Here is a 9471-nt window from a genome sequence, read left to right on the forward strand (position 1 = left end):
CACGCTCCGCTACGTCGTCGAGCAGACCTTCGCCCAACTCCACCAGTTCAAGCGCCTCGCCATCCGCTGGGAGAGACGCCTCGACCTCCACAACGCCTTCGTCTCACTGGCCTGTGCACTCATCTGCTGGCGTCGTCTCAACCGGCAGATACCGTGACGCTGTTGCGAGTACGTACTGGAAGGGCATGTCCATGAGTCTCCCCGGCTGGGTCGGCGATGTCTTCGAGGCCAGGAGGAGGGAGTTCGTCGAGAGCCCGGACGACGAAGGGATCTTCGGGCCGCCCATCCCGCGGGCCGGGGCAACGGAGGAGGACATCACGCGGCTGCGGGCGAGGTTCTCCCAGCCGTTGGAGGAACACTACGTCGAGTTCCTCCGGTACTCGGACGGGATGGAGAACTTCGCACTGGGGAGGCCGATCTACGGCAGTCGCGACTGGCTGAGCGGCCGAGCCCAGGCGGAGTCCGAGGAGTTCCTCCGGGTCCAGAAGGACATCCTCCGGCTGGACGTCGGGATCCCCGACGGAACGGAGATCATCCCGATCTCCATGGAGGAGGACCGGACGTCGGGAGTCTTCATGATCCCGCCCGGTGACGGGCGGGGTCGGATCTTCTGGCTCTCGCACGGGGACCTCTGCTTCTACACCGACCTACGGCAGCTCTTCCGCTGGGCAGTGTCCTTCGACCCGAGTGAAATCAACTGAACTCCGTAACCTCACGTCGCCTTCGGGCGGGCGCCGCACCAGCAGCGCCGCTGCGGCCTGGATGGCCCCCTCGGAGCGGTGACGGCTATCTGACGTGAGTGTCTGCATACCTTCAACCCCACCCCAACGCCATCAACAGCAACAGCAACAGCAACAGCAACAGCAACGAATCGTCGCACTCACCGCAGCTTGCTGGCGCGCAAGATCTTGTTACGAGCTCTAAAGCTGATAGTTGATGGCTGGTCCGCCTGATGCGCGCTGGGGGTGCCCCGCGGGAACAGTCGGGGCACCCCCAGCACGCACCTGGCGGCCCGCTTGCGACAAGCGGGAAACAGATGCACCCATACCCGCCCAAATCTTCAGGCCGAGGGTATGAAAATGCGCCTCTGAAGCGACTTGCTTCACGGCGCGATCGAGATGCGGGGCGCGGCAATTGACTACCGCCCAACTCTTGTCGATCTACCTCCTTTCGGCCTGATCCAATGATTTCGGGCATGGGAAAAGGCTGATATGAATCTGGTGAATAAAAATCCACCGAGCCCTCAAGTTGACCCAGCGGGTCAAAAAGGTTAGTGGACCTGGCCGGGTCGCACTAACGTCTCGGTGGTACGCGTAATGCTAAGGTCGCTCACTTGAACGCGAGCAAGGGGTTTCACGAGCAGAAAAAGAACTATACCCGGCGCGAAAGCCGAGACAAGACCTCACTGCATGGGTGTGGCTGAGCTTGCTTCAGAGGGTATGACACTGACCCCATCGGCACAGAGAGAATCAACTGTGGCGCGAAAGCCCAGAAGATCCCCACTGAAAACACAAACATGACTACACATCAGAGGGAACGCTACCGCCCTCGTCTGCGCTAGAACCATGCTACTGGACATGAAGACCTTATCAAGCCCACTCCGCAGTAACGGAACTGACGGAGCGCCAGATCCTGCGGCCACCCCAGGATGGAGAACTATCCTTCGCATGTCAAGCTGGACTGGGCATCGACCATCGCCAAACCCATCCCAACGCCACTAAAATGGATAAACAGGATGAATCATGCTCAATCAATTCCGCCCGTGCACAGGTAGGGGCTTAGCGCGTAGAAAACGGTCCGTCCGCCGCAGGTCGTGATGATGGAAACCGAGCCCACATCACCCAATGGCCATCCGTCCGTAAAGCCGCCCGCAGCGGGGCACCAGCCGGCCCGCAACGGGTGCCAGCTGGTGCCAGCCTGGTTCATGCCGCCCGGTCCTTCGGCGGGTAAAGCTTGGCGTGCAGGACCCGAACGTCCCACCACGGGTCGGCGGGGGTGGAGAGGCGGGCGGCCAGCAGCTCGCGCCGGGTCGGCGCGGGCAGCACCAGCGGACCCAACTCCTTCTCCTGGCGCTCGTGCTCGCAGCCGGGGCACTCCAGCCGGTCGGGGCTGGCCTTCTGCGTCAGCTCCAGCTCCGAGTCCTCCTCGCCGCCGATCGAACCCCGGCACGTCCAGCACGGGCGCAGCTGCGCGTTGGCGGCGCGGGCCTGGTGGAGGCGCTCGCGGGCGGCCGTGGCCCGCTGCTCCTGGTGCTCGAGGTGGCAGTCCCAGCAGCGGCCGCCGGGGCGGCGGGTGAAGTCCCGGCGGCCGTCGGGGCCGTACTCCCGGGTGGTGGCCTGCTCGGGGATGTTGCCGCAGTCGGCGCAGGCCAGGGCGCGCATCGCCTCACGGTGCCGGCGCGCCGCCTCCCGTTCTTCTTCGCGGGCTTTGTCCTCGCGGGCTTTCTGGCGCTGGTTGTAGGCGCCGCGGCTGTCGGGGTTGTCGAGGGCGTCCAGCAGGCCGTGGCGCCCGGGGCGGCCGTAGCGCCACCAGACGGGGCCGAGGGGGCCGTGCTCGGTGAGCAGGTCCAGGGTGGTGGCGATGACGGGGATGGCGTCGTCGTACTCGCGCCAGCCGTCGCCGTCGTTGTCGTCGCGGGTGACGGTCCAGCGGGTGCCCTGCCAGCAGTCGGCGGACATCTGCGCGACCTTCTGCTGCCGGTTGGCCAGGGTGGTGGCGCCGGCGTCGGTGAAGACCAGGGCGACGGGCGGGTAGCCGGGCCGGGTGTGGCCGGGCCAGGTCCGGCGCCACCAGTGCACCATCCGGTCGGCCGGGTCCTTGTCGGCGAGGGCCGGGTCGCTGTCCTTGACCTTGACCCGGAACAGCTCGCGGTAGGCGGGCAGCTTCGCCGCCAGGCGGCGCAGCGACATGGTGGAGCGGTCGACCTCGACCATGAGGACCGGCAGTCCGATCTCCGGGGCCTGCCACAGGGCGTCCGGGCGGACCTTGCGGCGGCCGCCGGGCAGGGTGAACTCGACCTCGGTGGCCCAGTCCTCGATCACCCCGACGCCGCCGCTTGCGCCGGGGGCGGTGCCGCCGAGGACGAAGGCGAGCACGCTCTCGTTGACCGCCATCGCGTGTTGCGCGCCGCTGCTGCCCGCGCCCCGCGCGGTGCCGCCCATCTCGGAGCGGGGCAGGCGCAGTACGTGGCCGGCGGCTTCCAGTCCGGCGGTGCCTTCCAGCCGCCAGGTCTTGTCCCGGGTCTTGGTGTTGCCGTCGGAGGCGACCAGGTGCTGGCGGGCGAGGTCGTTCAGCGCCTGGCGGATCGCCTTGTTCGACATCACGTCGGGGCGCAGCAGGCGCTGGAGCTGGGTGGCGGTGGCGACTTTGAGAACGCCGAGCGCGCCCAGGACTTCGGCGCGCAGCGCGTTGGCGCTGTCGTTGCCCTTCGCCTTGCCGCGCCGAACCGCTGCCCGGCCGGGGTCGGCGGCGTCGGCCTGGTCGTCGCCGAGGTTCGGCCCGGCGGGGCGCTGACGGGTGCTCACGGGCTTCTCCCGGGGTGCGTGGACGGTGTGCGCTCCTCCGGGATATCCGGCCGCTGTGACAGCCGTCGAGCCCGTTGCCAACGTGCGCGCCGCGCCCCGGCCCGGCCCCTGACTCTGCGGCCGCGGCGGCCGCTTTCCCTCACTCGCGCGGACGGCTCTAGCCGGACGCGAAGAAGAAAAAGAGCCCGCCGCAGGCGTGCTCCCGAACCGAACAGACGACACAAGCCAAAACCAAAAGCAAAAAGACGGGAGAAGAGGGATGTCGAACCCTGGGCGGGCACCGGATCCGGGCCCTGACGTGCCCATTCTTCGACCCCGGATGCGGCAGGCCCGGTAGGAGGTGCGGTAGAGGAAACGGTAGATGGAACGGTAGGGCCGGGCGAAACTCACCGGCCAGTCAAGGTGCCCGGTGAGTTTCCTTGACGGCCCGTCAAGGAAACTCACCGGGCACCTTGACGGCCGTTCTGGCAGGTCAGAGCGGTGCTGGCGAACCTGGCCGCCAGCGTTGGTGAGGACCGGATAACGGACCGGTTATCGGACCGGTTAGAAAACCGGTTAGAACGGCGGATACCTTGACAGGCGCAGTTATGCAATCGTTATGCGGAACCAACCTTGGTAGCTAGAAATCCGGTGAGTTTCGTGGGGTTTCATTCCCCGAGCACGGGATCGCCCCGTGCACGAAACCCGAAGGAGTGCCTTCGTGACCGGGGATCTGGAAACCGACCACGCCGTCCTGGTGACGCTCGCCCGCTTCACCCTGGCCACCGCCGAACAACTCCACCAGCTCCACGGCGGGCAGGCCGGCCTCAAGCAGACCCAGAAGCGCCTGAGCCGCCTGCACACCGAGGGCCTGGCCCACTTCGTCACCCTGCCGCAGGCCGGGCGGGCGAAGGCCTGGTACCTCACCGCCGCCGGCGCGAGCGCCACCGCCGCCTTCCCCGAGACGCGCCGCCCCAACGGCACCGGCGCGAACGCGGCCGCCGCCACCGAGGACGCCCTGCGCTACGGCCGCAGCCACTTCCTCAACCTCGGCCGCATCCACTGCGCCTTCGTCGCCGACGCCCGCGCCCGCGGCGAGAGCTGCGGGCCGCTCGACCTCACCCCCGCCCCCGAGCACCGCGCCGGCCCCGGCGGGCCGCTCTACCGCCCCGCCGCCGAATGTCCGCGTACTCGTTGAAGTGCTCAGCAAAGTACAGCTGAACGTGCTCAGCTCCTGCTGCGGGTGGGCGCCAGGAAAGCCCAGCCGCTCAGCCCAGGCTCGGTGTCTGCCGCAGGTGTCATGATCTTGCTTGTGGACGAGGTCATGGGTGTTCTGAGGCAGGAGTTTGATGCGGAGGAAGGAAGCTTCCTCCTTCGGCTGCGGGGTGATCTGGAATGGGACCGGGCGGCCTTCAGCCGCCTGGAGCGGGCAATGCGTGCGGCCTGTGAGCGACTCCAGGGAGACGAGAAGCTCGATCGCTGGATCGTCGAGGGGTTCTACGAGGTTGCGACATGGGTTCCGTCGTGGACCTCACACGCGAACTTCCCAAGGCCGGTCCCGGACAGCTACTACGAGGACTGCATCGAGCGTCTCGGTGATCTGGTCGACTGGTTCTTCCGCGGGTGGCACAACTACTCGGAAGGACATGCCTGGGTCGACCTCTGAAGCCGTCGTCGGTCAGGCCGCGTCAGTTTCGCGTTCGATTGCGGTGAGGCGGTTCTTCAGCCGGTAGCTGGGCCCGTTGATCGAGATCACGTCGCAGTGGTGGAGGAGCCGGTCGAGGATGGCGGTGGCGAGGACCTCGTCGCCGAACACCTGTCCCCACTCGCTGAAGGTCTTGTTCGAGGTCAGGATGATCGAGCCCTTCTCGTAACGCTTGGAGATCACCTGGAAGACCAGGTTCGCCTCGGCGCGTTCCAGGGGCTGGTAACCGACCTCGTCGACCACGAGGACGCTCGGCCGCAGGTAGGTGCGGAGTTTGCTGGTCAGCCGCCCTGCGGCCTCGGCAGCCTTGAGGTGTCTGACCATGTCGTCGAGGCTGGTGAAGTAGATCGAGAAACCCGCCCGGCAGGCCGCGACCGCCAGAGCGACGGCGAGGTGGGTCTTGCCGACCCCGGGCGGCCCAAGCAGGGCGGCGTTGGCCTTGGCCTCGACGAAGGAGAGGGTGGCGAGGTCCTTGATCTTGCGCGGGTCCAGCTCGGGCTGGAACGAGAAGTCATAGTCGTCCAGCGTCTTATGGTGCGGCAGCTTCGACAGCCGAAGGTTCTGGCGGAAGCGGCGGTCGTCGCGGACGGCGAGTTCCTCGGCCAGGACCAGGTCGAGGAAGTCGAGGTAGCCCATCTTGGACTCGTCGGCCCGCTGGGCGTACTGGTTGAGGCTCTCGGCGAGGTGGGGCAGGCCGAGTTTGGCGGCCATGGTGCGGATGCGGGCGCTGACCAGTTGACTCAACTCGACTCCGTCGTCGTGGGGTTGGTGGTGAACGGGCGGGTGCCGGTCAGCTCGTCATAGACCGACAGGGGCCTGCGGCCGACCTCGACGTGGGCGGCGGCGGCCCGGCTCAGCAGAGCGCGGAGCGGGCCGGCCTCCTCATTTGGAGACCGTCCGTGCCTGGGGCGGGGCAGGACATCGCCGGCGGTGACACTGCGGGTGTCGCCCTTCGGCAGGCCGTCCCAGTGGCGCTCGTCGACGATGCGGGCGCCCCGGCCCACCGCCCGTGAGTGGACGGCCAGTAACGTGCTGCCGTTCGCGTCGGGAACCGTGGCATGCAGGATGACCTGGGACTTCGTGGCCCGGATCTCGACCAACTGACGGGGGCGGACCTTGCGGGCCGGAACCGAGTAGAGGTTGGCGTCGAAGGCCACCAGGCAGTCCTTCCCGACATGCCGCAAGTGCCGCTGGGTGACGACATAGGGCGTTCTCGGCAGCGGCCGCAGGGCCATGTGGTCACGGACGGCCCGGTGGCCGATGACCTCGCCGTGGGTGCCGTGGACGCGGGCCCGCCGCAGTGGCACCCAGGCCGTGAACGCAGCGTCGAGCTCCTCGATCGAAGCGAAGGCCCGGCCGGCCAGGACGTGGTCCCGGACGATGGAAACCTGCCGCTCGACCCGGCCCTTGCCGGTGGGGCGATAGGCGGCGAGCACGTCGATGTCGAAGTCGTAGTGCCCGGCGAACGCCACCGCCTCCGGGTGGAGCGGGACCGCCTCGCCCGGGGCGACGTGCCGGCGGACCACGGTCTTGGTGCGGTCGTAGACGATCGTCATCGGCACCCCGCCGAAGTGCGCGAACGCCTGGCGGTGGCAGTCGAAGAACGTCGCCAGGTCCTGACTGGTGGTGAAGCAGCAGAACGGATCGCGGGAGTAGGACAGGACCATGTGGAAGGAGTAGACCTTCGGAATTCCGAGATGGGCGAGGATCTCGCCCTCATCGCCCCAGTCGACCTGGGCCTGGGCACCGGGAACGACCTCGAACCTGCGGTGCAGACCGGCCAGTTCACCAGGGGCAATCCCCAGCTCCTCTGCGATACGGGGCCGTGCCTCCTGGAGGTAGAGCTTCACCCGCTGGTAGTTGCCGGTGAACCCGTACTCGGCGACCAACCGCTCGTGGACCACCGCGCCCTTGATCAGGATCTCGGAGCGCAGCATCGCATCGATCAGCGGCGCGACCTCGTCCACCACCCGCTTGCGGGCCTGCCCGCCCGGCGCCCGGCGAGGCGGTGAGATCGGAGCCTGCGCAGCCAGGTACTTGCGAACCGTACGGCGATTGAGCCCGGTCTCCTTCGCGATCTCCGACAGACTCATCACACCGGACTCATGCAGCCCACGGAAGCGTCGAAGTTCCAGCCAACGATGCGGATCCAAGACCACTTCAGCTGCCCTCCGTCCACGAACCGGACAGCAGCAGAGTGCCGGGCACCGGCCCTCAACACCTCAAGAACTGGGCACGTTCACTCGTACGTGGCTGAGCACATCCACGCGTACGCCGACACCGAACTCGCCTACACCGCCAACCTCGACGACGCCCGGCTTCGGCTGCGCGCGTTCGTCGAACTCCACCGCCCCGATGTCGGCACCGAACCCATCGCCGGGCAGCTCGCGGCCTGCGCCCGCCTGTGGGACCAGGCGGGCCCGAACGACACCGGGCGGGCCTGGGAGCGCCTGTGGAAGGCCTTCCCGCGGCTGCTGGTCGTCCTGGCCGGCACCACCACCGCCCAGGCGCGCACCGCAGTGGCGGACCTGCGCCTGGCCGCCGAGGAGCAGCCCGTCCTCGCCGACATGCTCGCCGCCGTCCCGGCCGGCGCCGCCCGCCTCGAAGACCTTCTGCAGCGTGGCCCCGCCGCGCCCATCTGGCACCCGCTCGCCGGGACGGACCGAGGGGCACGCGGCTGGGCGGAGCTCTAGAAGGCACACAGCAAGGGGGGACCGAAACCCCCTTGCGCGATGCCAACAAATTTAACTATGTTTGCTCTCAGGAAGGTAACTGAAACTCAGTAGCATTGGAGAGGCATGTGAAGCACGCGTACACGATCCAGGTCACCCTGGACGCGGGGACGACCTGGCAGAACCACGCCGCCGACCCGTGCGGGATCCAGGAGACGGACGCCACGGCCGCGCGCCTGGCCTCCGATCTCTTGAACGAGGCGTTCGAGGTCCGGCTGAAGATGGACGGCACCGAGCCGCTCGGCGAGCTGCGGTGCTGCGTCTGGGACGGCCCCCACGCGCAGGGGGCGCCCGCGGCGGTCGCGAGCTCGGGCACCGACCTGCAGTGGGAGGCCCTGGAGCGGACGCTCTCCGAAGTGGCCGACGACCTCGCCCACTTCGAGGAGGAGAAGCGCCAGGCCGACCAGGCTGCCGCCTCCGCCCAGACCGCAATCCTCAACGCCCGCCGGCGCCTGGAGAACCTCGCCCTCGCCGGCCTGCGCAGCAACATGCCGCAGGTCATGATCGCCCACGGGGCGCGCCGCAGCCGCGAGTGGGTCCGCCGCCTCCAGGACGACGGCACCGTGAGCATGGCCGACGACCTGCGCGCCGCCGTGCTGGAGCAGGGCGGCACCTGGAACGCCAAGCGGGCCGTCGACGCCCTCGCCGCCGCCGGCCACGACACCGACGAAAAGGGCGCCCGCGCCGTCCTGCGCAAGCTCGCCGCCGACAGGACCACCATCAAGGTCCACCCCACCTCGGCCATCTACGAGGCCAACCCCGACCAGCCGTAGGCGCGGCCGACGCCCACCGCCGCTCACCTTGATGCCCGCCTCAGGACGCCTGAGGCGGGCATCAAGGTGAGCGGCCCGGTACCAGGCGGGTAGCGCGATCGGGTGGGATTCCTTCCACGTCTTGGTGCGTTGGAAGGTGACGCCACGGCGGGCGAGCAGGCACCGTAACGCCTCGCGTCCGATCCGGATCACGCGACCGTGGACGCGGCGCAGGTAGGCGGCGAGTTTGCGGATCGACCAGCGGGTGAAGGGCTGGCCGAGCTTGGCCGGACGGGTGGTGGCCGTCGCGACGACGAACTCCTCGTCGTCAGGACTGAGCAGGCGGGGACGGCCTCCCGCCCAGCGAGGGTCCAAGCAGGCCAGGCCGATCTCGTTGAACCGGTGGATCACGTCGCGGACGGTGTCCTCGTCGGCCTGCACCAGTTCGGCGATCACCGGGACCCGGTTCCCGCCGGCCGAGGCGAGCAGCATCGTCGCGCGCCGGAACCGCACCGAACTGGTACTGCCCCGACGCACGATCTGCTGCAGCTTCTGCCCCTCCTGGTCGGTCAACCTGCGCACACGGACAGGCTCGGCCACCACACCCCCAACGATCGGACGGACGTCACCGCACATCCAACCGCCCCGACCACCAACCCGGCGAACCAATGCGGTCAGAGCACTAGCCGGCATCCGGGAGCTGTTCCCGCAGGTCGGGCTGGTCTGGGTCGACGGCGGCTACGTCAACTCCGTGGACGCGGGCCTGGTCGGCTGGGCGG

General features: G+C 68.4%; 9 protein-coding genes and 1 pseudogene. 6 read left to right on the forward strand and 4 right to left on the reverse strand.

Going from position 1 to position 9471, the window contains the following annotated elements:
* On the forward strand, positions 1–157 hold a 157-nt coding region (locus ABD345_RS39250), incomplete at its 5' end, for a transposase (RefSeq protein WP_344559531.1).
* Between the two features lie 28 nt (positions 158–185).
* The gene (locus ABD345_RS39255; RefSeq protein WP_344559515.1) at positions 186–701 is read left to right on the forward strand and encodes an SMI1/KNR4 family protein; all 516 of its coding nucleotides are present in this window, start codon (positions 186–188) and stop codon (positions 699–701) included.
* A 1221-nt stretch (positions 702–1922) separates the two neighbouring features.
* Here ABD345_RS39255 and ABD345_RS39260 read toward each other — a convergent pair.
* Positions 1923–3524, reverse strand: coding sequence for a replication-relaxation family protein (locus ABD345_RS39260; protein WP_344559517.1), 1602 nt, complete (start codon positions 3522–3524; stop codon positions 1923–1925).
* Positions 3525–4224: 700 nt separating this feature from the next.
* Here ABD345_RS39260 and ABD345_RS39265 point away from each other — a divergent pair.
* Positions 4225–4701 carry a replication-relaxation family protein gene (locus ABD345_RS39265; RefSeq protein WP_344559519.1) on the forward strand — a complete coding sequence of 159 codons (477 nt, stop codon included), beginning with the start codon at positions 4225–4227 and terminating at the stop codon, positions 4699–4701.
* 114 nt (positions 4702–4815) lie between these two features.
* A complete protein-coding gene (locus tag ABD345_RS39270; RefSeq protein WP_344559521.1) occupies positions 4816–5169 on the forward strand; it encodes a hypothetical protein in 354 nt (117 codons plus the stop codon).
* A 12-nt stretch (positions 5170–5181) separates the two neighbouring features.
* Here the strand turns inward: ABD345_RS39270 and istB are convergent, their stop codons facing one another.
* Together istB and istA are read right to left on the reverse strand one after the other, a co-directional pair.
* A complete protein-coding gene (istB, locus tag ABD345_RS39275) occupies positions 5182–5952 on the reverse strand; it encodes an IS21-like element helper ATPase IstB (RefSeq protein WP_344559523.1) in 771 nt (256 codons plus the stop codon).
* Positions 5949–7301, reverse strand: a complete 1353-nt coding sequence (istA, locus tag ABD345_RS39280) for an IS21 family transposase (RefSeq protein ID WP_425556962.1) — start codon at positions 7299–7301, stop codon at positions 5949–5951. The genes istB and istA overlap by 4 nt, the downstream gene beginning before the upstream one ends.
* 156 nt (positions 7302–7457) lie before the next feature.
* On the opposite strand from istA, the gene ABD345_RS39285 reads away from it, so the two are divergent.
* Both ABD345_RS39285 and ABD345_RS39290 read left to right on the forward strand, forming a co-directional pair.
* Positions 7458–7901 (forward strand): hypothetical protein, encoded by a 444-nt coding sequence (locus ABD345_RS39285; protein ID WP_344559527.1) that lies wholly within the window; start codon positions 7458–7460, stop codon positions 7899–7901.
* A gap of 107 nt (positions 7902–8008) precedes the next feature.
* On the forward strand, positions 8009–8713 hold the full coding sequence (locus ABD345_RS39290) for a hypothetical protein (RefSeq protein ID WP_344559529.1): 705 nt from the start codon (positions 8009–8011) through the stop codon (positions 8711–8713).
* Between the two features lie 105 nt (positions 8714–8818).
* On the opposite strand, the pseudogene ABD345_RS39295 reads toward ABD345_RS39290, so the two are convergent.
* Positions 8819–9292 (reverse strand): annotated as a pseudogene (locus ABD345_RS39295) (helix-turn-helix domain-containing protein); the annotation flags it as partial.
* Positions 9293–9471: the final 179 nt, after the last annotated feature.

The organism is Kitasatospora saccharophila, from assembly GCF_039529925.1.
GTDB classification, from domain to species: Bacteria; Actinomycetota; Actinomycetes; order Streptomycetales; family Streptomycetaceae; genus Kitasatospora; species Kitasatospora saccharophila.